Origin of the sequence: Herbaspirillum sp. NPDC087042 (assembly GCF_044745245.1) — a bacterium.
Lineage (GTDB): Bacteria > Pseudomonadota > Gammaproteobacteria > Burkholderiales > Burkholderiaceae_D > Herbaspirillum.
This window is the reverse complement of sequence record NZ_JBIUZW010000014.1, coordinates 123,761-148,005: the sequence shown is the minus strand read 5'-3', so window position 1 is coordinate 148,005 and position 24,245 is coordinate 123,761. Positions and strand designations below refer to the sequence as shown.

The 24,245-nt window shown below is 63.7% G+C and carries 20 protein-coding genes and 1 pseudogene; 2 read left to right on the top strand and 19 right to left on the bottom strand.

The features are described 5' to 3' along the window. Positions 1 to 62: 62 nt before the first annotated feature. Both ACIPHN_RS19020 and ACIPHN_RS19015 read right to left on the bottom strand, forming a co-directional pair. Positions 63 to 1,203 (bottom strand): annotated as a pseudogene (locus ACIPHN_RS19020) (DEAD/DEAH box helicase); the annotation flags it as partial. A gap of 236 nt (positions 1,204 to 1,439) precedes the next feature. Next, entirely contained in the window at positions 1,440 to 2,417 is a 978-nt protein-coding gene (locus tag ACIPHN_RS19015) for a M23 family metallopeptidase (RefSeq protein WP_400438621.1), read from the bottom strand. Between the two features lie 53 nt (positions 2,418 to 2,470). Between ACIPHN_RS19015 and ACIPHN_RS19010 the strand changes: the two genes are divergently transcribed. Further along, entirely contained in the window at positions 2,471 to 3,025 is a 555-nt protein-coding gene (locus ACIPHN_RS19010) for a DciA family protein (RefSeq protein ID WP_400438618.1), read from the top strand. 153 nt (positions 3,026 to 3,178) lie between these two features. On the opposite strand, the gene lpxC is transcribed toward ACIPHN_RS19010, so the two are convergent. The 17 genes from lpxC to mraZ all read right to left on the bottom strand — a co-directional run bounded on the left by lpxC (position 3,179) and on the right by mraZ (position 23,152). Beyond that, positions 3,179 to 4,114 carry a UDP-3-O-acyl-N-acetylglucosamine deacetylase gene (lpxC, locus tag ACIPHN_RS19005; RefSeq protein ID WP_400438615.1) on the bottom strand — a complete coding sequence of 312 codons (936 nt, stop codon included), beginning with the start codon at positions 4,112 to 4,114 and terminating at the stop codon, positions 3,179 to 3,181. A gap of 182 nt (positions 4,115 to 4,296) precedes the next feature. Beyond that, the gene (locus ACIPHN_RS19000; RefSeq protein WP_400438612.1) at positions 4,297 to 4,803 is read right to left on the bottom strand and encodes a peroxiredoxin; all 507 of its coding nucleotides are present in this window, start codon (positions 4,801 to 4,803) and stop codon (positions 4,297 to 4,299) included. A 187-nt stretch (positions 4,804 to 4,990) separates the two neighbouring features. After that, positions 4,991 to 6,181 carry a cell division protein FtsZ gene (gene ftsZ / locus ACIPHN_RS18995; RefSeq protein ID WP_198982537.1) on the bottom strand — a complete coding sequence of 397 codons (1,191 nt, stop codon included), beginning with the start codon at positions 6,179 to 6,181 and terminating at the stop codon, positions 4,991 to 4,993. A gap of 289 nt (positions 6,182 to 6,470) precedes the next feature. Further along, positions 6,471 to 7,703 carry a cell division protein FtsA gene (gene ftsA / locus ACIPHN_RS18990; RefSeq protein ID WP_198982536.1) on the bottom strand — a complete coding sequence of 411 codons (1,233 nt, stop codon included), beginning with the start codon at positions 7,701 to 7,703 and terminating at the stop codon, positions 6,471 to 6,473. A 10-nt stretch (positions 7,704 to 7,713) separates the two neighbouring features. Next, a complete protein-coding gene (locus ACIPHN_RS18985) occupies positions 7,714 to 8,484 on the bottom strand; it encodes a cell division protein FtsQ/DivIB (protein ID WP_400438608.1) in 771 nt (256 codons plus the stop codon). Between the two features lie 30 nt (positions 8,485 to 8,514). Continuing rightward, complete coding sequence (locus ACIPHN_RS18980) at positions 8,515 to 9,519, bottom strand: D-alanine--D-alanine ligase (RefSeq protein WP_400438605.1); 1,005 nt, start codon at positions 9,517 to 9,519, stop codon at positions 8,515 to 8,517. Next, positions 9,516 to 10,943 carry a UDP-N-acetylmuramate--L-alanine ligase gene (murC, locus tag ACIPHN_RS18975; RefSeq protein ID WP_400438603.1) on the bottom strand — a complete coding sequence of 476 codons (1,428 nt, stop codon included), beginning with the start codon at positions 10,941 to 10,943 and terminating at the stop codon, positions 9,516 to 9,518. Before murC ends, ACIPHN_RS18980 begins: the two co-directional genes overlap by 4 nt. Beyond that, positions 10,940 to 12,022 (bottom strand): undecaprenyldiphospho-muramoylpentapeptide beta-N-acetylglucosaminyltransferase, encoded by a 1,083-nt coding sequence (gene murG / locus ACIPHN_RS18970; protein WP_400438600.1) that lies wholly within the window; start codon positions 12,020 to 12,022, stop codon positions 10,940 to 10,942. Before murG ends, murC begins: the two co-directional genes overlap by 4 nt. Beyond that, positions 12,019 to 13,284: a putative lipid II flippase FtsW gene (ftsW, locus tag ACIPHN_RS18965; protein WP_400438597.1), complete on the bottom strand. Its 1,266-nt coding sequence runs from the start codon at positions 13,282 to 13,284 to the stop codon at positions 12,019 to 12,021. The genes murG and ftsW overlap by 4 nt, the downstream gene beginning before the upstream one ends. Further along, positions 13,281 to 15,362, bottom strand: coding sequence for a UDP-N-acetylmuramoyl-L-alanine--D-glutamate ligase (gene murD, locus ACIPHN_RS18960; protein ID WP_400438594.1), 2,082 nt, complete (start codon positions 15,360 to 15,362; stop codon positions 13,281 to 13,283). Before murD ends, ftsW begins: the two co-directional genes overlap by 4 nt. 116 nt (positions 15,363 to 15,478) lie before the next feature. Further along, a complete protein-coding gene (mraY, locus tag ACIPHN_RS18955; RefSeq protein ID WP_400438592.1) occupies positions 15,479 to 16,648 on the bottom strand; it encodes a phospho-N-acetylmuramoyl-pentapeptide-transferase in 1,170 nt (389 codons plus the stop codon). A gap of 1 nt (position 16,649) precedes the next feature. Continuing rightward, positions 16,650 to 18,110 carry a UDP-N-acetylmuramoyl-tripeptide--D-alanyl-D-alanine ligase gene (gene murF / locus ACIPHN_RS18950; RefSeq protein ID WP_400438589.1) on the bottom strand — a complete coding sequence of 487 codons (1,461 nt, stop codon included), beginning with the start codon at positions 18,108 to 18,110 and terminating at the stop codon, positions 16,650 to 16,652. After that, positions 18,107 to 19,681: a Mur ligase family protein gene (locus ACIPHN_RS18945; RefSeq protein ID WP_400438586.1), complete on the bottom strand. Its 1,575-nt coding sequence runs from the start codon at positions 19,679 to 19,681 to the stop codon at positions 18,107 to 18,109. Before ACIPHN_RS18945 ends, murF begins: the two co-directional genes overlap by 4 nt. After that, on the bottom strand, positions 19,681 to 21,459 hold the full coding sequence (locus ACIPHN_RS18940; RefSeq protein WP_400438583.1) for a peptidoglycan D,D-transpeptidase FtsI family protein: 1,779 nt from the start codon (positions 21,457 to 21,459) through the stop codon (positions 19,681 to 19,683). The genes ACIPHN_RS18945 and ACIPHN_RS18940 overlap by 1 nt, the downstream gene beginning before the upstream one ends. Further along, a complete protein-coding gene (gene ftsL / locus ACIPHN_RS18935) occupies positions 21,456 to 21,728 on the bottom strand; it encodes a cell division protein FtsL (protein ID WP_400438580.1) in 273 nt (90 codons plus the stop codon). The genes ACIPHN_RS18940 and ftsL overlap by 4 nt, the downstream gene beginning before the upstream one ends. Further along, on the bottom strand, positions 21,725 to 22,711 hold the full coding sequence (gene rsmH / locus ACIPHN_RS18930) for a 16S rRNA (cytosine(1402)-N(4))-methyltransferase RsmH (RefSeq protein ID WP_400438577.1): 987 nt from the start codon (positions 22,709 to 22,711) through the stop codon (positions 21,725 to 21,727). Before rsmH ends, ftsL begins: the two co-directional genes overlap by 4 nt. 12 nt (positions 22,712 to 22,723) lie before the next feature. Then, positions 22,724 to 23,152, bottom strand: a complete 429-nt coding sequence (mraZ, locus tag ACIPHN_RS18925) for a division/cell wall cluster transcriptional repressor MraZ (RefSeq protein ID WP_400438574.1) — start codon at positions 23,150 to 23,152, stop codon at positions 22,724 to 22,726. 786 nt (positions 23,153 to 23,938) lie between these two features. Here mraZ and ACIPHN_RS18920 point away from each other — a divergent pair. Further along, positions 23,939 to 24,223 (top strand): HU family DNA-binding protein, encoded by a 285-nt coding sequence (locus tag ACIPHN_RS18920; RefSeq protein WP_006465510.1) that lies wholly within the window; start codon positions 23,939 to 23,941, stop codon positions 24,221 to 24,223. The last annotated feature ends 22 nt before the right edge of the window (positions 24,224 to 24,245 follow it).

The window sequence follows — 24,245 nt, the reverse complement described above, 5'->3', positions numbered from 1 at the left end:
AAAGAAAACGCTAACACCCATAACTAAAAATCCGTACACAATCTAAAACAACACGACGAACTTCAGAAATGTTATCGAGGCCAGGGTCTGGTTCTCGTTCTGGATCTTCACGCCTTCCTTGGCTTCGACGGCCTGGTGCAGGCCATCGGACCAGCGGCGGCCCGTCATCAGACGGCCGGTGAATTCATCGACGATCACCACTTCACCGTTCTGCACCACGTAATGCTGGTCGCGGTGATACAGGGTATGGGCGCGCAGGGCGGCATACAGGTGGTGGATCAGGGTGATGTTGGCGGCGTCATAGAGCGACGCGCCTTCGGGCAAGAGGCCCATCTGGGTCAGGATCTGCTCGGCCTTGTCGTGGCCGGCTTCGGTCAGGAGCACCTGGTGGCTCTTCTCGTCCTTGGTGTAGTCACCCGGGACTTCGACCTTGCCCTTGCCGTCCGGCGTTTCCTCGCCGATCTGCAGGGTCAGCAGCGGCGGCACCGCATTCATCTTGTGGTACAGCTCGGTGTGGTTCTCGGCCTGGCCGGAGATGATCAGCGGGGTACGCGCTTCGTCGATGAGGATGGAGTCCACTTCGTCGACGATGGCGAAATTGAGGCTGCGCTGCACGCGGTCGTCGGCGTCGAAGACCATGTTGTCGCGCAGGTAGTCGAAACCGAACTCGTTGTTGGTACCGTAGGTGATGTCGGCGGCGTAGGCTTCCTGCTTGACGTCGTGCTCCATCTGCGACAGGTTCACGCCGGTAGTCAGGCCCAGCCAGCTGTAGAGCACGCCCATTTCGTCGGCGTCGCGCTGTGCCAGGTAGTCGTTCACGGTCACCACGTGCACGCCCTTGCCGGCCAGTGCATTGAGGTAAGCCGGCAGGGTCGCCATCAGGGTCTTACCCTCGCCGGTGCGCATTTCGGCGATCTTGCCGAAGTGCAGCGCCATGCCGCCGATCAGCTGGACGTCGAAGTGGCGCATCTTCAGTACGCGGCGGCTGGCTTCGCGGCAGACCGCAAAGGCTTCTGGCAGGATGGCATCGAGCGCCTCGCCACCGGCGATGCGCTGCTTGAATTCGGGCGTCTTGGCTTGCAGTTCGGCGTCGGTCAGCTTCTCGACCGACGGCTCCAGCGCATTAATCTGGCGGACGATTTTTTGATATTGTTTGAGCAGTCGCTGATTACGGCTGCCGAAAATCTTGGTCAGGAATGACATGCTTGGATTCTATAAAAGCGCCGATGAACGATCCGGCAGGCAGACGTTTGGCACCCGGACGGGGATACCGGCCGAAAACGCCCGAAAATAAACCATGGATTCTAGCATGCAGGCCTGTGGCGATGGCTTTCCAGGCCGACAACAAGCCGCATTCGCCTTAGATCGGGCGGGTTTTCAGGGTTTCAATGGCAAAAAATGCTGCACCGGCACAAACGGGCAGCAGGACGCTCCCGGACTCAGCGGCCGGCCACGAAGACCGGCATCTGCTTGGGCTGGTTGCCGCCGTTGGCGCCCAGGGCCAGGAACTTGCGCGGATCCTGGGCGATGCCCCGGATCCTCACCTCGAAGTGCAGGTGGGAACCGGTCGAGCGACCGGTGGAACCGACGTCGGCCACGTGCTGGCCGCGCTTGACGATATCCCCCACCTTCACATACAGGCGCGAGGCGTGGGCATAGCGGGTGATGATGTTATTGCCGTGGTCGATTTCCAGCATGTTGCCGAACTGATAATGGTATTCCGAGGCAATCACCACCCCGGCGGCAGCGGCCACGATGCGGGTCCCCACCGGGGCCGGGAAGTCCAGGCCTTCATGGAAGGCGTTGTGACCGGTGAAGGGATCGAGGCGCCAGCCAAAGCTGGACGAGTTGTAGGCCACATTGACCGGCTGGTTGGTCGGCAGCAGGCGCGACTTGATCTTGTCACCCATCAGGGTGGATTCGACGGCGTTGAGGTAGTCGGTACGATGGCCGGCGTCCACGACCAGGTTGTCCAGCATGCGGCGCAACTCATCCATGCCGACGTCACGCCCGGGACCGGCCAGGCTGGAGACTTCGGCGCCGCCACGGCCGGGCGACTCCTTGAAATTGAATTCTTCCGGACGGATGCCGGCCAGGCCCTGCACCCGCTCGCCCAGCGCATCCAGGCGCATCATCTGGGCCTGCATCTCGCCAACCTTGACGGCCATCATGGCCAGGTTTTCCTTGAGGTATTTTTCCTTGCGGTCGTCTTCTTCCTGGCTCATGGCCACGGCCAGCTTGTGCAGCATGGGCGAGGCATCGGGGTCGCCCGCCTGGCGCAGCAGGAGATAGGAGATCAGCATCGAGCTGCCGGCCACCACCAGGGTCAGCAGCAACATCAGCAACATCAGGTGGCGCGTGCCCAGCGTGACCGAGCGGGCCTTGGTGAATCGGGGGTGCAACAGGATAATTTGCATCTTTGCTCCTTGGTCTCCGGCCGGTCAAGCACCGGATGTGATAAGGTTTAAAGATGAAGTACCCATCTACGTTCACCCCTTATCGGCCTGCTCTCACGAGTGCTCAACGCATGGCGAGGAGCACCAAGGGAGCCGCGGATTTCTTGCAGTCGAATACGACGATGGCGGCGCTCCTGCCCGCCCTGGCTCGCATGGGCAAGCTGCAGCAATCGGTTGCAGCAGCCTTGCCGGCGATGTTTGATGCTTGCCAGATCCTGCATTTCGAAGCCGGCGTACTGGTCATGAGTGCGCCCAATGCAGCCATGGCGGCCCGGCTCAAGCAACAAGCCCCCAGGCTGCAGGACCGCCTGCAGAAGGACGGATGGCAGGTTAATTCAATCCGAATCAAAGTGCAAGTTGGCAAGATCACCCCGCCGCCGGCACCGAAGCGGGTCCTGGAACTGACCGACAATGCCCTCTCCTCCTTCGCCGAACTCAGTTCAACGCTGGCCACTGACCCGCGCAGCCAAGGCCTCAAGGACGCCATCGACAGCATGTTACGGCGCCGCCAGGTCCGCGCATCGGCCGAACAGTTGGGAGAAGGCCAGCCATTTCCCGAGAGAAAGTAGAAAACTTTCGAAGCTTTCTGTTTTCTCGTAAAAAATTTACATCATTTGTCGTATCAAAAAGAAAACGCCCCGGTCTCGCCCGGGGCGTTTGTCTGTCATCCAACAGCAGTTCGGCATCGATGGCACGCCTGCAATGGTGCCGTCATCCAGGGCTCAGTTCAGCGCCCACTCCTGCTTGGCCTGCATCACGTAGGTGCGCGGAGCCTGTTCCAGCGAGTCGAAGCTGACGATCTCGTAGGCGTCGGGCTGGCTCAGCAATTCGCGCAGCAGCAGGTTGTTCAGGCCGTGGCCGGACTTGTGGGCGTCATAGCTGGCCAGCAGCGGATGGCCGATGATGTAGAGGTCACCGATGGCGTCCAGGATCTTGTGGCGCACGAACTCGTTGTCGTAGCGCAGGCCATCGGCGTTGAGGATGCGGTATTCATCCATGACGATGGCGTTCTCGAACGAGCCGCCACGTGCCAGGCCCATGCCACGCAGGGTTTCCACGTCCTGCATGAAGCCGAAGGTACGCGCGCGGGCGATTTCCTTGACGTAGGAGTCGATGCCGAAATCGACCTCGGCCACCTGGCCGGTCCCATCCACGGCGGGATGGTTGAATTCGATGAAGAACTTCAGGCGGAAACCGTCATAGGGTTCCAGACGCGCCCACTTCTCCTTGTCGCCCGTGCCTTCGCGCACTTCCACGGGTTTCTTGACGCGGATGAATTTCTTGGCGGCTTCCTGCTCCTGCAGGCCGGCCTGCTGCAGCAGGAACACGAACGAGGACGCCGAGCCATCCATGATGGGGATTTCCTCGGCGGTCAGGTCGATGTAGAGGTTGTCGATGCCCAGGCCGGCACAGGCCGACAGCAGGTGCTCGACGGTGGAGACCTTGGCGCCATCCTTGGTCAGGGTCGAGGCCATGCGGGTGTCGCCCACGCCGGTGGCGATCATGGGCAGCTCGATCACGGGATCGAGATCCACGCGACGGAAGATGATGCCGGTATCGGGCGCGGCCGGACGCAGGGTGAGCTCGACCTTGGTGCCGGAGTGCAGTCCCACGCCGGTGGTCTTGACCAGATTCTTGATTGTGCGCTGTTTCAACATCCGCTCATTATAGCCAAGATACCCCTGCCCCGGCCCGGCGGCCGGGAGAGTTGTTGCAAATCGTTCCCGTCTGTAAAGCCCGTCAGTAGCATGTCAGGCCGCCATGGGCAGGTGTAAATCATTTCCGGCAAGAAAAACGGCATGCCGCAGCATGCCGTCTTCGTGGTGCCAGGAAAACCTGCTCAGCCCAGCTGGCCCAGCAGCGTCTCGGCGTTGGAGACCTCGAACTTGCCCGGGGCTTCCAGGTTCAGTTGCTTGACCACGCCGTCCTCCAGCAGCATCGAGTAGCGCTGCGAGCGCACGCCCATGTTGCGTTCGGTCAGGTCGAACTCCATGCCCAGCGCCTTGGTGAAGGTGGCGCTGCCGTCACCGAACATGCGCACGATGCCGGTGGCCTTCTGGTCACGGCCCCAGGCGCCCATGACGAAGGCGTCGTTGACCGACAGGCACCAGATCTCATCGATGCCCTTGGCCTTGAACTGATCGGCCAGGGCGATATAGCCCGGCACATGCTTGGCCGAACAGGTCGGGGTGTAGGCGCCGGGCAGCGCGAACAGGGCGATCTTCTTGCCCTTGACCAGGTCGGACACCTTGAAGGCGTTCGGGCCCAGGCTGCAACCTTCGGTCTCGGTTTCGATGAATTCGGTCAGGGTGCCTTCCGGCAGGCGGTCGCCGATCTTGATGGTCATGGTGGTTTCCTCGTCTGGTTGTATGAATAGAGCTGATGGGGGTGATGATCCTGCCCACATCGTGCGGCGGACAGTCGCGTTGCCGGAGCGCCGCGCAAAAAAACGCCGCGCACGAGGCGCGGCGTTAGTATGCCTTGGAACCGGCCGGCCTGCTTCGATTGCGCAAGCCGGTACCGGTAACGACAGCTTAGTCCGCCTGCTTGCGCAGGAAGGCCGGGATGTCGTAGGTTTCCATGCCGTTCTTTTCCAGCGCGCGCACGGTGTCGGAAGCCGACTCGCGACGCCACACGGCCGGGGCCTTCAGGCCGCCGAAGGCAGGCGCAGCAGCTTGCGCCACACCTTGCTGGGCGATGGCACCGGTGGCCATCAGGGGTTCGTTGTGGGTACCGGTACGCATGACCGGGGTCTGCACCAGTTGCACGGCCTTGCGGGCGCGGCCCAGGCCGGTCGCCACCACGGTGACGCGGATCTCGTCGCCCATGCTGTCGTCGTAGGCGATGCCCTGGGCGATGGAAGCGTCAGGAGCGGCGAAGGCACGCACGGTCGCCATCACTTCCTTGATTTCCTTACCCTTCAGGCCACGGCTGGCGGTCACGTTGACCAGCACGCCGCGCGCGCCGGACAGGTCGATGCCATCCAGCAGCGGCGAAGCCACGGCCTGCTCGGCGGCCACGCGGGCGCGGTCCACACCTGCGGCGGTCGCGGTACCCATCATGGCCTTGCCCTGCTCGCCCATGATGGTCTTGACGTCGTTGAAGTCGACGTTGATGTGACCCGGCACATTGATGATCTCGGCGATACCGGCGACGGCATTGTTGAGCACGTCATCGGCGTGGGACAGCCATTCGATCATGCTGTCGTCTTCGTAGATCTCCTCGAGCTTCTCGTTCAGGATGATGATCAGCGAATCCACGTGCTGGGTCAGCTCTTCCAGACCGGCGTCGGCGATGTCCATGCACTTCTGGCCTTCGTAGGAGAAGGGCTTGGAGACCACGGCCACGGTCAGTGCGCCCAGCGACTTGGCCACCTGCGCCACCACGGGTGCAGCGCCCGTGCCGGTGCCACCGCCCATGCCGGCGGCGATGAAGACCATGTGCGCGCCGCGCAGCGAATCCTCGATGCGTGCACGGGTTTCCTCGGCCAGGCGGCGGCCGACGTCCGGCTGCATGCCTGCACCCAGACCGGTGTCCCCGATCTGGATCACGTTATGCGCCTTGGACTGCTTCAGCGCCTGTGCATCGGTGTTGGCGGCGATGAACTCCACGCCGGACACACCCTTGTTGATCATGTGCTGCACGGCATTGCCGCCAGCACCGCCAACGCCCACGACCTTGATGATCGTCCCCAGCGTAGCATTGTCGACCATATCGATTTCCATGATGACTCCTTTAAATATATGTGTCCTGCAGCTGGCAGTTGATAGGCATCACGCGATGTGACGACTAGCAACTGACCACTGCGATCTGACGACTATCCGTTCAAACCGGTTGATACCGCTATTCTAAAAAAACCATCCTGCGATTTTGCTGCGGAATTGCTACGTATTACTGCCGCTTTTTATAAATCTTTTACTGCTTGAACCTTACCGCTGTTGAATCATGGACTACCAAACTCTTACATCCTGATGCATTCGCGCCTGCTACCTCCCGGCGCGAATACCCTGATCCTCAGAAATTACCCAGGAACCATTCCTTCATGCGCTGCCAGACTGCCTTCACCGAACCTTCCTGGCGGGTCACGATGTAACCGCGCAGGTATTGCTTCTTGGCTTCCTGCAGCAGGCCCAGCACGGTCGCGTAGCGCGGGCTGCGCACCACGTCGGCCAGCTGGCCGCTGTATTCGGGGGTGCCCAGGCGGGCCGGCTTCAAGAAGATATCTTCGGCCAGCTCGGTCATGCCGGGCATCATCGCCGAGCCGCCGGTGAGGACGATGCCCGAGGACAGCACTTCTTCGTAGCCCGACTCGCGCACCACCTGGTGCACCAGCGCAAACAGTTCTTCCACGCGCGGCTCGATGACGGCCGCCAGTGCCTGGCGCGACAGGGTGCGCGGATTGCGGTCACCCAGGCCCGGCACTTCCAGCGTCTCGGTCGGATCGGCCAGGATTTGCTTGGCCACGCCATAGCGCAGCTTGATTTCCTCGGCCTCCAGCGTGGGCGTGCGCAGCGCCATGGCGATGTCGTTGGTGATCTGGTCGCCGGCGATGGGGATCACGGCCGTATGGCGGATCGCCCCCTCGGTGAACACGGCCACGTCGGTGGTACCGCCACCGATATCGACCAGCACCACGCCCAGTTCGCGCTCGTCGGTGGTCAGCACCGAATCGGCCGAGGCCATCGGCTGCAGGATCAGGTCCGACACTTCCAGGCCACAACGGCGCACGCACTTGACGATGTTCTGCACCGCCGACACCGCGCCGGTGACGATATGCACCTTCACTTCCAGGCGGATGCCGCTCATGCCGATGGGCTCGCGCACGTCTTCCTGGTTGTCGACGATGAATTCCTGCGGCACGGTATGCAGCAATTGCTGGTCGGTCGGGATGTTGACCGCCTTGGCGGTCTCGATCACGCGCGAGACATCGGCCGCCGTGACTTCCTTGTCCTTGATGGCCACCATGCCGCTGGAATTGAAGCTGCGGATGTGGCTGCCGGCAATGCCGGTATAGACATTGCGGATCTTGCAGTCGGCCATCAGCTCGGCCTCTTCCAGGGCGCGCTGGATGGATTCGACGGTCGCCTCGATGTTGACCACCACCCCCTTCTTGAGCCCCTTGGAGTCAGCCTGCCCCAGCCCGATGACCTCATGGCGGCCGTCGGGCAACACCTCGGCGACCACCGCCACCACCTTGGCGGTGCCGATGTCGAGGCCGACGATCAGATTCTTTGCGTCTTTTGTCATATCGTTCCGCTTATTTCTTTTTCCCGTTCAATGCCGCCAGCACCATTCCATCCGCCTTGAGCGCCATCCCGTTGGGATAGCGCAAGTCGACGCTCTCTATCTTGCCCTGCAATCTTTCCAGCAACTGCGGATACACCGCCGCCAGTCGCGCAATACGATCCTTCAGTACCGCATCGCCCTGGTCACGCCCCAGTTCGACGGTCATGCCGTTGTCCAGTCGCACCGTCCAGGCATAGCGGTTGGACAGCACCAGCGACTCCGGCTCCAGCTTCATGGGCGCAAACCACTGGCGGAACTGCTCCAGCCTTGCCACCACCTGCTTCTCGCTGCCGGGCGGGCCATCGAACTCCAGCAGATCACCGTCGTCCTCGGCCTCGGCCAGGTTGGCGGTGAAGACATCGCCCTTCTGCGACAACAACTTGCCATCCTCGCCCCAGGTACCCAGGGCACGATGTTCCTCGATCTTCACCACCAGCCGGTCCGGCCATTCGCGCCGCACCATCGCCTTGCGCACCCAGGGCACCGCTTCGAAGGCAGCCCGCACGGCCGTCAGATCAGCCGTGAAGAAGTTGCCGTGGATGCGCGGCACCGCGGTCGCCCGCACCGTCAACGCATTGACCTTCTCCAGCGGCAACTCGCCGGCACTCTCTATGCGTATCGTGTGCAGCGTAAACATCGGCCGCTGCGCCACCCACCACAAACCGGATGCCACCAGGGCCACCAGCGCCAGCGCGATGAGCGCATTGCTGATGGCGTTGAGCATCTTGACGTCCTGCCACATCGACGCGCGCGCTCCCTTAAACCCGTACCATCACGACTGACCCGCCTGCGGCGTCCAGTCCTTGGACGGACGCATATCCAATGCGGCCATCTGCAGGATCTCGCAGCACAGGTCTTCGTAACTCATGCCCAGCGCCTTGGCCGCCATCGGCACCAGCGAATGACCGGTCATGCCGGGCGAGGTGTTGATCTCGATGAGGTAGGGTTCGGCCTTGCCGGCGCTTCCGCGCAGCATGAAGTCGACCCGGCCCCAGCCACGGCAACCCAGCGCATTGAAGGCCTGTACCGCCAGATCCTGGATGTGGCGTGTCAGTTCCTCGTCCAGCGGCGCCGGGCAGAAATATTGCGTGACGTCGGTGAAATACTTGTTCTGGTAGTCGTAGTTGCCTTCCGGTGCGCAGATCTCGATGACCGGCAGCGCACGCGCCTCGCGGCCCGCACCCAGCACCGGCACGGTCAGCTCGCGACCACGGATGAATTCCTCGGCCAGTACCACGCTGTCGTAGCGGGCGCACAGGTCGAAGCCTTCCTGCATGTCGGAATAGCCGTTGACCCTGGCGATGCCGATGGTGGACCCCTCGTGCGGTGCCTTCAGCATCAGCGGCAAGCCCAGCTCATCGGGGACCACGCGCAATTGCTCGCGACTGGTGGCACGGGCGTCGAGCACGGCAAACCGCGGCGTGGGCAAGCCGTAGGAGAGCCAGACCCGCTTGGTCATGACCTTGTCCATGGCGATGCTGGAGGCCATCACGCCCGGGCCGGTATAAGGCAGGCCCATCTGCTCCAGCGCGCCTTGCAGGGTGCCGTCCTCACCATAGCGGCCATGCAGGGCGATGAAGACGCGATCGAACTTCTCGGCCTGCAATTCGCCCAGCGAACGTACGCCCGGGTCGAAGGGATGGGCATCCACGCCCTTGCTGCGCAAGGCCTGCAGCACGCCGTTGCCGGACATCAGCGACACTTCGCGCTCGGCCGAACGGCCGCCGAAGAGCACACCCACGCGGCCAAAGGCCTTGATCTGTTCCTGGCTGATCATGCGGCCCCCTGTTCATTCTTGACGCCAGCCTGGGCCACCAGGCGACCCGGCACCGCCGAAATCGATCCGGCGCCCATGGTCATGACCACGTCGCCGTCGCGCACCACGTTGCGGATGGTGTCCGGCATGTTGGCGATATCGTCCACGAAGACCGGCTCGACCTTGCCGGCCGCGCGCAGCGCATGCGCCAGCGAACGGCCATCGGCGGCCACGATGGGGGCTTCACCGGCCGAATACACCTCGGCCAGCACCAGCACGTCCGGCGAGGACAGCACCTTGACGAAATCCTCGAACAGGTCGCGCGTACGGGTATAGCGATGCGGCTGGAAAGCCAGCACCAAGCGGCGGCCCGGATAGGCGCCACGGGCGGCGGCGATGGTGGCGGCGGTCTCGACCGGATGGTGACCGTAGTCGTCCACCAGCGTGAAATGCCCGGCGGCATTGCCCTGCGCATCGGTGATCGGCACCTCGCCATAGCGGGTGAAGCGACGGCCCACGCCGTTGAATTCGGTCAGTGCCTTCTGGGTGGCGGCATCGTCCACGTCCAGTTCGCGCGCAATGGCGATGGCGGCGCAGGCGTTCTGCACATTGTGCATGCCGGGCTGGTTCAGGCTCACCTGCATGGGCGCGAAGCCGTCCTGGATCACCGTGAATTCCATGTGGCCCTCGACCGCCCTTGCATCGATGGCGCGCACGTCGGCGTCTTCATGGAAGCCATAGGTCAGCAGGGGCTTGGAGATCATGGGCATGATCTCGCGCACGTGCGGGTCGTCCAGGCAGACCACCGCCACGCCGTAGAAGGGCAGGCGCTGGGTGAACTCGACGAAGGCCTGCTTCAGGCGCGCGAAGTCATGGTTGTAGGTCTCCATGTGGTCGGCGTCGATGTTGGTGATGACTTCGATCACCGGCATCAAGTTCAGGAAGGACGCGTCCGATTCATCGGCCTCGGCCACGATGAATTCACCGGTCCCCAGCTTGGCATTGGCGCCGGCGCTGGTGAGGCGGCCACCGATGACGAAGGTCGGATCCAGCCCGCCTTGCGCCAGCACGCTGGCCACCAGGCTGGTGGTGGTGGTCTTGCCGTGGGTGCCGGCAATGGCGATGCCCTTCTTCAGGCGCATCAGCTCGCCCAGCATCACCGCACGCGGGACGATGGGGATGTGCTTCTTGCGCGCGGCCAGCACTTCCGGGTTGTCGCCCTTGACGGCGGTGGAGGTGACGATGGCGTCGGCGCCGTCGATGTTCTCGGCCGCATGGCCCTGGCGGATGACCGCTCCCAGCTGCGCCAGGCGCTGGGTGGCGGCATTGCTGCCCAGGTCGGAGCCCGAGACGCCGTAGCCGAGGTTGAGCAAGACTTCGGCGATGCCGCTCATGCCTGAGCCGCCGATGCCGACGAAGTGGATGTTCTTGACGCGATGCTTCATGGTGTTACCAGTCCTTCCAGCACCCGCGCGATTGCCTCGTTGGCATCGCGCCGGCCTTGTTCGTACGCCGCCTGCGCCATCTCATGGCATGCAGCGCGGTCCAGTTGCTTGAGCAAACCGGCCAGATGATCCGGCGTCAGTTCGCGTTGCGGCAGGTGAATCGCCGCCTTGTTCTGTGCCATCCAGCGGGCATTGTCGATCTGGTGCGAGGTGGTCGAGACCGCCAGCGGCACCAGGATGCTGGCCACACCGGCGGCCGTCAGCTCGGACACCGTGATGGCACCGGCACGACAGATCACCAGGTCGGCCTCGGCATAGCGGCGCGGCATGTCGTCGATGAAATCGACCACCTCGGCCTGCACGCCGGCCTTGGCGTAGGCTGCCCGCAAGGCCTCGATATGCTGCTTGCCCGATTGGTGCGTGACCTGCGGGCGTACTTCTGCCGGCAGCTGGGCCAGTGCGGCGGGCACGTTGTCATTCAATACCTTGGCGCCGAGGCTGCCGCCCACCACCAGGATCTTCAACGGGCCGCTGCGGCCGGCGTAACGCTGGGCCGGCAGCGGCAAGGCGATGATCTCCTGGCGCACCGGATTGCCGGTCACTTCGGCCTTGCCGGCGGCACGGCCGAAATCGGCCGGGAAGCCGAACAGCACCTTGTCGGCCAGCGGTGTCAGGGTCTTGTTGGACAGCAGCAGCGCCGCATCCGCATTGACCAGCACCAGCGGCTTGCCGCGCAGGCGGGCCATGGCGCCACCGGGCACGGTGACGTAGCCACCCATGCCCAGCACCACATCCGGACGACGCTGTCCGAGGATGCTGAAGCAACGCAAGAAACTGGCCGCCAGGCGCCACACGCCCTTGACCGTATGCATCAGCCCCTTGCCACGCAAGCCGGCGAAGACGATGCTGTCCATCTCCACGCCATGGCGCGGCACCAGCTCGCGCTCCATGCCGTGGGTGGTGCCCAGCCAGCTGACCTGCCAGCCGCGTGCGCGCATGGTGTCGGCAATGGCCAGGCCAGGGAAGATATGGCCGCCGGTACCGGCCGCCATGATCAGCAGTTTGCGCGGCGCGCTCATAGGCGACCTCCGCGCATCAAGACCCGGTTTTCATAATCGATACGCAACAGGATGGCCAGGCCGACGCAATTGAGCAGCACGCCCGAACCGCCATAGCTCATCAGCGGCAGGGTCAGGCCCTTGGTCGGCAGCAGGCCCAGGTTCACGCCCATGTTGATGAAGGCTTGCACGCCCAGCCAGATGCCGATGCCCTTGGCCACCAGGCCGGCAAAGGTCAGGTCCAGGGCGATGGCCTGGCGGCCGATCTCGAAGGCGTGCTTGACCAGCCAGTAGAACAGCAGCACCACCACCATCACGCCGACAAAGCCAAGCTCCTCGCCGATGACGGCCAGCAGGAAGTCGGTGTGCGCCTCGGGCAGGTAGTGCAGTTTTTCCACGCTGCCACCCAGGCCCACGCCGAACAGCTCGCCACGCCCGAAGGCGATCAGCGAGTGCGACAGCTGGTAGGCCTTGCCCAGGGCATTTTCTTCTTCCCAGGGATTGAGGTAGGCAAAGATACGCTCGCGCCGCCATGGCGAACTGATGATGACCAGCGAGAACACCCCCACCAGCGTGGCGCCGATACCACCGAACCAGACGCCATTGATGCCGCCCAGGAACAGGATGCCCATGGCGATGCAGGCGATCACGCCGAAGGCGCCCAGGTCGGGCTCCAGCAGCAGCAGCAGGCCTGCCACGCCGACGGCCACGGCCATGGGCGCGAAGCCCTTGAGCAGCTTGTGCATCACGGCCTGCTTGCGCACCGTGTAGTCGGAGGCGTAGAGGACGATGAACAACTTCATCAGCTCGGACGGCTGCAGGTTGATGATCTTCAGCGAGAGCCAGCGCTTGGCGCCGTTGACGCCCTTGCCCACGCCGGGGATCAGCACCATCAGCAGCAGGATCATCGTGATGGCGAACAGGTAGGGCGCCCACTTCTGCCAGGTCTCGATGCGCACCCGGAAGGCGACCGCACCGGCGACGATGGAGAGCACGATGAAGATGGCCTGGCGGATCAGGAAGTGATAATTCGAATACGAGGCGTACTTGGGCGAATCCGGCAAGGCCACCGAGGCCGAGTAGACCATCACCATGCCGAACAGCATCAGCAGCAACACCACCCAGATCAGCGGCTGGTCGTATTCCATCATGCGCGAGCGCTGCTCGAAACCGACACTGCCCGATGCGCTGCCACGGCCGGCGCGCGCGCGCCCGGCCGCTACCGGCGCTGCTTCTTTCAAGCCGCCCAGCCAGTTGCGCATCGAAGACAGGTTCAGTTTCATACCAGCACCTCGCCACGGGAAAGCGCCACCTCACGCACCGCGTCCACGAAGACCTCGGCGCGATGAGCGTAGTTGCGGAACATGTCCAGGCTGGCACAGGCCGGGGACAGCAGCACGATGTCGCCCGACTGCGCAATCGCAGCAGCCTGCTCCACCGCCTGTTCCAGGCTGGCGCAATCGACCAGCTCGACACCGCTGTCGGCCAGCGCCGCACGGATGGCCGGGGCGTCGCGTCCGATCAGCAGCACGGTGCGCGCATACTTCTGCACCGGCAGATCCAGCGGCGAAAAGTCCTGGCCCTTGCCATCGCCACCGGCAATCAACACGATGCGATTGGGACGGCCACCCAGGCCCAGGCCATTCAAGGCCGCCACGGTGGCGCCGACGTTGGTGCCCTTGCTGTCGTCGTAGTAATCCACTTCCTGGATCACACCGACCAGCTCGACGCGATGCGGTTCGCCGGTATAGTCGCGCAGGCCATGCAGCAGCGGTGCCATCGGCAGGTCGACGGCGCGGCACAGGGCCAGCGCGGCCAGCGCGTTCATGGCGTTGTGGGCGCCACGGATCTTGAGGGCGTCGGCGGGCATGAGGCGCTTCACGGTCACCGGCGGCGGCAGCATGTCCTTCTGCTTGCGACGGCGCTTGCCTTCCGGCACTTCGTCGTCTTCATGGACGAAGGCATTGGCCAGCCACAGCATGCCGTTGTCATTGACCAGGCCGAAGCTGTTGGGGGTCTCGGGTTCGTCCAGGCCGAAGGTCGAGATGGGCGCGGCGGCAGTCGTCATTTCCATGACCAGTGCATCGTCGCGGTTGAGCACGCGCACGGTACCCTGACCGAAGATGCGGGCCTTGTCGGCGGCATAGGCCTCCATGCTGCCGTGCCAGTCCAGGTGGTCCTGGGTCAGGTTCAGCACGGTGGCCGCATCGGCTTGCAGGCTGTGCGTGGTATGCAGCTGGAAGCTGGACAATTCCAGCACCCAGGCTTGCGGCATGGAGCCGCGATAGACCGGTTCTGGCGGGGGTGGCGGGGGCACGTTGGCCAGCGCATCCTCCTCGGCGGTGCGGGAGACTTCCATGAAGTCGCCCAGGTTCATCGCCTCGCCAGTGGTGGCTGGGGCACTGGGCTCGGCTTGCGGCACCACATCGGAGGCCACTTCCAGCGTGACCTCGACGGCAGGGTCGACGTTCTCTGCGGCAGGCGCTTCGACATCGGTCTGCGCTTCGGCGACTACTTGATCTTCGCTGCCGGCTGCGACTGCCGACTCGTCCACCTCGTGCGCCTGGTCAGTGCTGTCCGCTTCCTCGGCGGCCTGCAGCAAGTCCAGCTGGGGGGCGGCTTCCTCGGCTGGTTCGACCACGTCAGCGCGTCCGGTCGAAACGACCGGGATGGCAATGGCAGCGGCTTCCTCGATACGGGCGGCGGCGCGGCGATGCTTCTCGGCTTCGGCAGCCAGCTGGGCGTCCAGCACGGCTTGCTGTGCTGCCTGCGCTTCGGCCTCGGCTTCTGCCTGGGCGGCCGCGATCGCATCCTGCTCGGCCAATTCGGCCAGGAAGACCTTGTCCCGGATCACCGCCTCACGCAGCATATCCAGCGCGGCCGGGCTGATATTGCCGGCCACCTGCACCGACAGGCCGGCGCGCTGGCACAACAGGCCAGTCAGGCGGGTCACCGTGGTCTTGCCGTTGGTGCCGGTGATGGCCAGGATCTTCGGCTGGTACAGGGTCTCTTCACGCAGGGCCGCCAGGGCCTGGGCGAACAGTTCGATCTCGCCCCACAGCGGCAGGCCGCGCTCGGCGATGGCCGGCATCAGCGGTGCCAGGTCGCCCTCGGGCGCCAGGCCCGGGCTGACCGCAACAAAGTCCACACCTTCCAGCAAGGCCGGCGACAGCGCCTGACCCAGCACGGCCTCGGCTGCTGGAGCGTCGGCGCGCAAGGCGGCCAGGCGCTCGGCCAGCGCCGCTTCGCCACGGGTATCGGCCACACGCACGCCGGCGCCGCAGTAGACCAGCCACCGCGCCATTGCCAGGCCGGACTCACCGAGTCCGAGCACCAGAACGTGTTTGCCCGAATAATTCATCGTTGTTTCCAAACTCACTTCTCTAGAACACCCAAAACAGCAAAACCTACAAACCCAAAGGGCGCCACCTGGCAAAGATCGCTAGGGGCGCCGTTTTCCCTGTCCGGGCTGCGCCGTCAGCGCAGCTTCAGCGTCGACAGGCCCAGCAGCACCAGCATCATGGTGATGATCCAGAATCGCACCACCACTTGGGTTTCCTTCCAGCCCTTCTGCTCATAGTGATGGTGCAGCGGCGCCATCAACAGAACGCGACGGCCGGTGCCGAAACGCTTTTTCGTGTACTTGAAATAAGCCACCTGGATCATCACCGACAGCGTCTCCACCACGAAGATGCCGCCCATGATGAAGAGCACGATCTCCTGGCGCACGATCACCGCGATGGTGCCCAGTGCACCGCCCAGCGCCAGCGCGCCGACATCGCCCATGAACACCTGCGCCGGATAGGCGTTGTACCAGAGGAAGGCCAGGCCCGCGCCGCCCATGGCGCCGCAGAAGATCAGCAGTTCGCCTGCGCCCGGAATGTGCGGGATGAACAGGTACTTGGCATAGGCGGCATTGCCGGTCAGGTAGGCGAACAGGCCCAGCGCCGCACCCACCAGCACGGTCGGCATGATGGCCAGGCCATCCAGGCCATCGGTCAGGTTGACGGCGTTACTGGTGCCGACGATGACGAAATAGGTCAGCGCGATGAAGCCCCACACACCCAGCGGATAGGTCACGGTCTTGAAGAAGGGCACGATCAGGTCGGCCTTGGGCGGCAGGTCCAGGCTGAAGCCGGAGCGCACCCATGCCACGAACAGGTCGATCACCTTCATGTTGCTCACTTCCGAGACCGAGAAGGCCAGGTAGACCGCGGCCACCAGGCCGATCAGCGACTGCCAGAAATACTTCTCGCGCGAGCGCATGCCCTGCGGGTCGCGATAGACCACCTTGCGGTAGTCATCGACCCAGCCGACGGCGCCGAAACCGAGCGTGACGATCAGCACGATCCAGACGAAACGGTTGGACAGGTCGGCCCACAGCAGGGTGGAAATGCCGATGCCGATCAGGATCAGCACGCCGCCCATGGTGGGAGTGCCGGACTTGATCAGGTGGGTCTGGGGACCGTCGGTGCGCACCGCCTGACCGACCTTCATGCGGGTGAGCATGCGGATCACGGCCGGGCCGGCGATCATGCCGATCAGCAGCGCCGTGAGGGTGGCGAACACCGCGCGGAAGGTGATGAAGTTGAACAGGCGCAAGAAGCCTAGGTCCTGTTGAAAATTCTGAGCGAGCCAGACCAGCATGCTAATGGGTCTCCTGTTGATGTTGCGTGTTGGATTCAACGTTGACCAGATGCTGTACAACTCGCTCCATCTTCATGAAGCGTGAACCTTTTACCAAAACGGTCGCGCCTTGCGGCGCGGCCTGCGCCACCGCGGCATTGAGGGCCGCGATGTCGTCGAAATGTACTGCCTGTGCTACACCCTGTCGTGCATCGCCATACGCATCGATGGCGTGCTTCGTCAATTCGCCCAGACCGAAGAACAGCGGGATACCGCGGCTGCGCGCATAGGCGCCGATCTCGGCATGGAACTGCGGCCCCTGGTCGCCGACCTCGCCCATGTCGCCCAGCACCAGCAGGCGCGGACCTTCGATGGCGGCCAGGACATCGATGGCAGCGCGCACCGAGTCGGGGTTGGCGTTGTAGGTGTCGTCGATCACCAGCGCACCGCTGATGGCCTCTTTACGTTGCAGGCGGCCATTGACCGGGGCAAAGTTTTCCAGACCGCGTACCACCGCCTCGACCGGGATACCTGCGCCCAGCGCGCAAGCCGTGGCGGCCAGTGCATTGCGTACGTTGTGTTCACCCACGGCGGCCAGCTCGACCTTGAACTGCGCCGTCGGCACCGCCTGCCCCTTGACCGTGACCTGCAGCGTGCTGCCGAAAACGCCTGACTGGTAACGCGCGCTGACATCGGCGTGCGTCGACAGCCCGAAAGTCAGCACGCGACGCGCGCCGGATTCCTCGCGCCACAGCGCCGTGAAATCGTCATCGTCCGGGAACACCGCCACGCCATCGGCCGCCAGGTGACGGATCACCGCGCCGTTTTCGCGCGCCACGGCTTCCACCGAGGTCATGAATTCCTGGTGCTCGCGCTGGGCGTTGTTGACCAGGCCCAGCGTGGGCGTGGCGATGCGCGAGAGCACCGCGATCTCGCCCGGATGGTTCATGCCCATCTCGATGACGGCGGCCTGGTGCTGTGCCTGCAGGCGGAACAGCGTCAGCGGCACGCCGATCTCGTTGTTGAAGTTGCCGCGCGTGGCCAGGTAGCCGTCTTCACCGAAGGCGGCCGCAAGGATGGCGGCGATCATTTCCTTGACGGTGGTCTTGCCGTTGCTGCCGGTCACGCCGATGACGGGAATCGCGTGCGCGCTGCGCCAGCCGTGGGCGATCTGGCCCAGGGCGGCACGACTGTCGGGCACCACGATGGCCGGCACGGACAGGCCCGCCGGCACCCGCTCGACCACCACCGCCGCGGCGCCCTGGGCGACCACGGCATCGAGGAAGTCATGCGCGTCGAACCGCTCGCCACGCAGGGCGACGAAGACATTGCCGGGCTTCACGGCGCGGCTATCGGTGACGACGTCATTGAATTCAAGCACGCCCGCCGGGGCGTTGACCACGCCCGGAGTGACGTGCGCGGAGGCAGCTGCTTCGGCGGTGCGGATCCATTCCAGCATCTGGCGGAAATCGAATCGCATCATGCGCCTCCCATCATGGTCGAGCGCGCGGCCAGCGCCAGGGCGACGTGGTCGGCATCGAGGAAGGGCAGCTTCTTGCCGGCGATTTCCTGGTAAGCCTCGTGACCCTTGCCGGCCAGCAGGACCACGTCGGTCTTGGTGGCGTGACGGATGGCCCACAGGATGGCGCCGGCGCGGTCGGGCAACTGGACCGGCTCGACGCGGCTCATGCCGGCGCGGATCTGGTCGATGATGGCTTGCGGATCTTCGCTGCGCGGGTTGTCGCTGGTCAGCACCACATGGTCGGCCTGCTCGGCGATCTGGCCCATCTGCGGGCGCTTGCCCGGGTCACGGTCGCCACCGCAGCCAAACACGCACCACAGCTGGCCGCCACGCTGGGTGGCCACCTGGCGCAGGGTGGACAGGGTCTTGTCCAGCGCGTCCGGGGTGTGGGCGTAGTCGATGACGATCAGCGGCACGTCGGGACCGCCGAATTGCTGCATGCGGCCGGGCGCGGCCGTCAGCGCGGCAGCGGCGCCGACGACGGTATCCCAGGCCAGGCCCTGCGCGAGCAGCACACCCATGATGCCCAGCACGTTGCTGACATTGAAGCGGCCCACCAGCTGGATCTTGACCTGGCCGCTGCCGAAGGGCGAATCGACCTGGAAGACGGTGCCGGCATGGCTGCTGCGGACGTGGCTGGCCAGCAGCGTGGCCACTTCGGTGGTGTGCGGAGGGCTGCCGGCGGGGGCCGGGGTCGCGCCCTTGCTGTCCTTGGGCTCGTCGGCAATTGCATAGCCGATCACCGGCACCTGGCGCTGCGCCAGCAGGGGCAGCAGGCGCACGCCCATGGAGTCGTCCAGGTTGACCACGGCATGCTTCAGGCCCGGCCACTGGAACAGCTGGCGCTTGGCGTCTTCGTAGGTCTGCATGTCACCATGGAAATCCAGGTGATCGCGGGTGAAATTGGTCAGCAGGGCCACATCGACATGCATGCCGTTCATGCGCCCCTGGGCCAGGCCGATGGAAGAAGCCTCAATCGCCAATGCACCGACGCGGGCCTTGGCCAGCCTGGACAGGCTGCGTTGCAGCAGCACCGCATCCGGCGTGGTGTAACCGGTGACGTCGAAGCCCTGCGGCTTGCCGCCCTGGAAGGTCCCCACACCGAGGGTGCCGATCACGCCGGCCAGACCGGACTGCCCGGCGCCGGCCAGGCGCGACAGCGCAATGCCCAGCCAGTAGGCGCAGGACGTCTTGCCGTTGGTGCCGGTCACGGCCACGGTCAGCATGCCCTGGTCGGGCTGGCCATACCAGGCGGCAGCGATCTCGCCAGCCTTGGTCTTCAGGTCGGTCACGGCCAGGTGCGGCACGTCGATCTGGGCCGGCCAGGCATAGCCGGCGGCTTCATAGACCACGGCGGCAGCGCCGCGCTCGACGGCGTCTGCTATATAAGAGCGGCCATCGGCATCGCCCACGTAGGCGAAGAACACGTCACCCGGCGCCACGCGGCGCGAGTCGGAGGTCAATTGCGCAGTGGGCGCGGCCTGGCGCAGCCAGGCGTCGATCTCTTGGAGGGTAGGAACGCGCTCAGGCATCACATGCTCTCCTCAAGCGGTTCTTTGGGAATGATGATATTGGTCACGCTGGAATCCGGCGGTACGTTCAGGGCGCGCAGCGCATTGGCGGCCACGTTGGCGAACACCGGACCGGCCACCGGGCCGCCGTAGTGCTGGCCTTGCGGCTCGTCGATCATCACCGAGATGATCAGGCGCGGATCCGACATCGGGGCGATACCCGAGAAGGAAGCCACATACTTGCGCACATACTTGCCGCCCTCGATCTTGTAGGCAGTACCGGTCTTGCCACCCACGCGATAGCCCGGCACCTGGGCCTGGGGCGCGGTACCGCCGGGAGCGACCACGGTTTCCAGCATGCGGCGCATCTGCAACGCGGTATCGGCGGCGATCACGCGCTGGCCGATGGGCGAATCGGTGACCTTGGTAAAGGACAGGGGAATGATGTCGCCATTGCGGGCGAAGATCAGGTAGGCATGCGCCAGCTGGATCAGCGACACCGAAATGCCGTGGCCGTAGCTCATCGTGGCCTGCTCGATGGGACGCCAGGACTTGTACGGACGCACCCGGCCGGCCACCGCGCCGGGGAAGCCGAACTTGGGCTGCTGGCCGAAACCGACGGTGGTAAACATTTCCCACATCTCTTCGGGCGGCATGCCCAGCGCGATCTTGGCGGTACCGATGTTGGACGACTTCTCGATGATCTGCGCTACCGTCAGCGGGCCGTGGGCGTGCGAGTCGCCGATGGTGGCGGTGCCGATGGTCATCTTGCCGGGCGCCGTCTGGAACACGGTGGCAGGCGTGACGCGATGGGTATCCAGCGCCAGCGCCACGGTGAAGGGCTTGAGGGTCGAGCCCGGCTCGAAGGTATCGGTGACCACGCGATTGCGCAGCTGCGCGCCGGTCAGCACCGAACGGTCATTCGGGTTGTAGGTAGGCATGTTGGCCAGGGCCAGCACCTCGCCGGTCTTGGCGTCGACCACGATGATGCCGCCGGCCTTGGCCTTGAACTTGTCCACCGCTTCCTTCAACTGGGTGAAGGCGATGTACTGGATCTTGCTGTCGATGGACAGGGTCAGGTCGCGGCCATCATGCGGCTCGCGGATGGACTCGATGTCTTCCACCACGCGGCCCAGGCGGTCCTTGATGACGCGGCGGCTGCCGGTGACGCCGGCCAGCGTCTTCTGCGCGGCCAGCTCCATGCCGTCCTGGCCGGCATCCTCGATGTTGGTGAAGCCGACCACGTGCGCCATCACCTCGCCTTCGGGGTAGAAGCGCTTGTATTCCTTGCGGGTCTCGATGCCGGGAATGCCCAGCTTGACGATCTTGTCGGCGGCATCCTGCTCGACCTGGCGCTTGAGGTAGACGAAGCTGCGGTCCGAATCGAGCTTCTTGCGCAGGTCGGCGTCGCTCATCTCCAGCAGCTTGGCCAGCTCGACCAGCTTTTCCTTGGGAGCGGCCTGCACGTCTTCAGGGATGGCCCAGATCGCCTTGACCGGCACCGACGAGGCCAGCACCTGGCCATTGCGGTCGGTGATCTTGCCACGCGTGGAGGGCAATTCCAGCGTACGCGCGTAGCGCGAGGCGCCCTGCTTCTGCAGGAAGTCGGTGGAGATGCCCTGCAGCCAGAAGGCCCGCGCCACCAGTGCCACGAAGGCGATGAACAGGGCAAACATGACGAAGCGCGAGCGCCACGCCGGCAGCTTGACCTGAAGGATGGGATTGGACGAGAAGGCCACACCCTTGGAGGCCGCCACGCGCGCGCCTGAGACATTGGTGCGGGGGGGCATCTTGGTCATCTAGCCCCCACGGTCAGGTATTGGGTGCGCGCCGCAGTCAGCGGCACCATGCCCAGGTCGCGCCGGGCCAGTTCCTCGATGCGGGCATTCTTGCCCAGCGTGGACTGGTCCAGCTGCAATTGTGCCCAGTCCACGTCGAGCTGGCGGGCCGCGCTCTGGGAGCGCTCCAGTTCGATGAACAGGCTGCGTGCCTTGTACTGGGCGCTGACAACCGACAGCGCGCAACCCACCAGGATGATGGTCAGCAGAAGGCACAGGCGCCCGGTCATGCCTGGGCTCCCGATCCGGAAGTGGGGGACAGAATGGGGGTGACGCGTTCCAGGCCGCGCATGACCGCCGAGCGGGCACGGGGATTGGACTCGACCTCGGCGTCGCTGGGCATGACCCGCGCCAGCAGGCGCGCATCAGCGCGCGGCAGGTCGGCCGCGCGGATCGGCAGGCGACGGTCGGGCTGCGGCGCATGGGCCTTGGAGGCCATGAACTGCTTGACGATGCGATCTTCCAGCGAGTGAAAGCTGATCACAACCAATCTCCCGTGCTGCGCCATCTGCCGATACGCTTTTTCCAGTCCTACTTCGAGTTCTTCAAGCTCTTGATTGACGAAAATCCGTACAGCCTGAAATGTACGAGTGGCCGGGTCTTTGCCTTTCTCGCGGGTTTTGACGGCTTGTGCCACGAGCGCGGCAAGCTGTCGTGTGCTTGAAATTGGCTCGATTGCCCGGCCAGCAACAATCTTCTTTGCAATCTGAACAGCAAACCGTTCTTCCCCATAATCTCGTATCACCTTTGCAATCGTCTGTTCGTCTGCCGTTGCCAGCCAATCCGCTGCCGACACACCGCGCGTGGTATCCATGCGCATGTCCAGCGGGCCATCCAGGCGAAAGCTGAAGCCGCGTGCTGCGTCATCCACCTGCGGCGACGAAATGCCCAAATCCATCAATACCCCGTCGACCTGCGCAATGCCGCGCGCGGCAAGGGCTTCGTCCATGGTCGCGAAGCTGTCGTGGACGATGCTGAAGCGCGCGTCCTCGATCTTCTGCGCCGTGGCGATGGCCAACGGGTCCTTGTCAAATGCGATCAGCCGGCCATGCGGGCCCAGCTTGGACAGGATGGCGCGGCTATGACCGCCGCGACCGAAGGTCCCGTCCAGATAGACGCCGTTGGCGCGCTCACCCTCAATGGCCAGCGCGTCCACGGCTTCTTCCAACAGCACGGTGCGGTGCTGCAGTTCGGGCACCGGTTGCAGATTCATCTTGTGCGGCCGTCAGAAGGAAAAATTACTCAACACATCCGGCATGCCACCCGCCACGGCCTCGGCTTCGCTTTCGGCCAGCTTGACGGCATCCCAGATCTCGAAATGACTCCCCATGCCCAGCAACATCACGTCGCGCTGCAGACCAACGGCAGCGCGCAACTCAGGCGCGATCAGGATGCGACCGGCGCCGTCGAGCTCCACATCCTGGGCATTGCCCAGGAAGATGCGCTGCCAGGCACGGGCCGACATCGGCCAGTTGGCGATCTGTTCGCGATGCGTCTCCCAGGTCGGACGGGGGAAGAACAACAGGCAGCCATGCGGATGGCGCGTGACGGTGGCACGGCCCTCGCACTGCACAATCAGGGCGTCACGATGCTTGGCCGGAATGGTCATCCGTCCTTTGGCATCGAGATTGAGTGCTGACGCGCCCTGGAACACTGTCGTTTCTTCCTTCGCCGGTGGCGAGCGAGATTGCTGATCGGGGGGTGTTTTTTTCAGCGTCTTGTCATTCAGACAAATGCAAACGGATTTGCAAAATGCCCCACAAAAAAACACTTTTTGACACTGCCGCCCACTTTAGAGGATGCACTATGACAGGTCAAGCGGTATACGTGGCGAAAAACCGGGATTTTGCCAATAAAGTCAAAGACTTAGCGCAACTCCTTAAAAACCCGTTTCTTGAAGTTTTTCGAAGAAAATGAAGGACTTAGGATTTACATTAAAGGTGCAACCTGAGATATACACATGTGTTTATCGTCAAAATTGCGTAACGGCGGGCATTTGCGCGCCATGGCCGAGCTGGCGTGCACGCTTTCCGGGCATCAATGGACTAGCGGAAATGGCATCCGGATGGCGGGTCGGATTTGCGAGTGGAAAGAGAAATGGACATGGATTTTGCGCTGCAACTTTAGTTTCAGGATAGCGCAGAAAATTTCAGATCCCGCTTGGTAAATCCTGATCAAATCTTCGAGAAATCAAAGAGCGCATGCGTTTTTGCTTTGACTTCTCCGCCGACCTACTTTTACTATCCGTGTCTTTGGGAATATCGATAAGCCAGACGGTTTTTTTCCAAGCCGTTCGCCACCGCTGAAAAGCACATCGATTTTTTTCAATCGAGATCGGTTTCGACCAGGTCAAATCGGCTGAAAACGCAGATAGGGCTTGCTGATCCGGCTCATTACAGTGCTAAAATCTCGGCACCTTAACAGTGAAAGGAATTTAAAAGTGAACAAATCTGAATTGGTTGACGTTATCGCCGCCGACACCGAGATCTCCAAGGCTGCAGCCCAGCGCGCGCTGGACTCCGTCATCGAGAACATCATCAAGGCCGTGACCAAGGGCGATACCGTGCAATTGGTTGGCTTCGGTTCCTTCTCGACCGGCAAGCGTGCTGCCCGCACCGGCCGTAACCCGCAAACCGGCGAAGAGATCAAGATCGCTGCTGCGACCACCGTCAAGTTCTCGGCTGGCAAGGCTTTCAAGGAAGCCGTGAACAAGAAGAAGAAATAATTCCCGCATTTGAATGCCATGA